Below are 1,302 nucleotides of genomic sequence, written 5' to 3'. Positions count from 1 at the left end.
TCCGGCAAAAAGTTCATTTCAATGCGAATGATACCGTCACCGCGACAAGCTTCGCAACGACCGCCTTTAACATTGAAACTGAAACGCCCCGCCTTATAGCCGCGAATCTTGGCTTCCGCAGTCTGACTGAAAAGTTGACGAATAAAGTCGAAAACCCCCGTATACGTAGCCGGATTAGAACGAGGAGTCCTCCCGATAGGAGCCTGATCTATATTAATAATTTTATCGATATATTCCGTTCCCTTAATGGTCTTAAATTCACCCGGACGATGCGGCGTCCCGTAAACCGCCTCTGCCATTCCTTTGTAAAGAATTTCATTGACCAGAGTAGATTTACCGGAACCGCTGACACCGGTTACAACCGTAAGCGTGCCTACGGGAATTCGTACATCTATATTCCGTAAGTTGTTTTCTTTCGCGCCTTGAATCTCAATAAACGTACCGTTACCGACTCGCCTTTTTTCCGGCAAAGGAATAAATCTCTTGCCCGATAAATACTGCCCGGTTAACGATTCGGGGCATTTCATAATTTCCGCCGCCGTTCCCTGCGCCACGACGCGGCCGCCATGTTCTCCCGCAGCCGGTCCGATATCGACAATACAATCGGCAGCATGCATCGTGTCCTCGTCATGCTCAACGACAATCAACGTATTTCCCGCATCACGCAGGTGTTTAAGCGCCGACAGGAGCCTGTCATTGTCCCGCTGATGCAACCCGATGGACGGTTCGTCCAGAATATACAGGACTCCCACCAAACCGGCTCCGATTTGAGTCGCCAATCGAATACGTTGGGCTTCACCGCCCGACAAAGTACCGGCCGTTCGTGCCAATGTCAGATAATCGAGACCAACGGTAGCCAAAAAAGACAACCGTGCACGAATTTCTTTTAACACTTGTTTACCGATGAGAGCCTGCTTTTCCGTTAACTGCAGATCGTCAAAGAAGGTAATCATCCGGCTTACTGTAAGCTCCGTCAATTCATGAATATCCAGGCCGCCGACCTTAATAGCCAGCGCCTCGGGGCGAAGCCGCGAACCGTGGCAAGCCGAACACGGCTTAACGGACATGAACTCCTCAAACTGATCTCGCATCATATCGGTAGATGCCTCTTTATAACGGCGCCGCACCATAGGAATAATCCCTTCAAAAGGTGTGGTAAAGGTCTTTACTTCGCCTCTTAAATTTTCATAGTCAAAGGTGCATTCTTCTTCCGACCCGTTCATGACCTTGTCTTGAGTTTCTTCATCCAAATCGGCAAAGGTGTTCTCCAAGGAATAGCCGTGTCCCGCCAACAATCCTCCG

Annotated in this window: 1 pseudogene; it reads right to left on the bottom strand. The window is 49.5% G+C overall.

Annotation, left to right across the window (positions count from 1 at the left end):
- Window positions 1-1,302 (bottom strand): annotated as a pseudogene (locus PGX78_RS08000) (excinuclease ABC subunit UvrA); the annotation flags it as partial.

This window comes from Megasphaera sp. AF13-6AC, from assembly GCF_027685385.1.
GTDB classification, from domain to species: Bacteria; Bacillota; Negativicutes; order Veillonellales; family Megasphaeraceae; genus Megasphaera; species Megasphaera micronuciformis.
The sequence above is the reverse complement of the archived record's forward strand: the minus strand, read 5'-3'. Positions and strand labels throughout refer to the sequence as shown.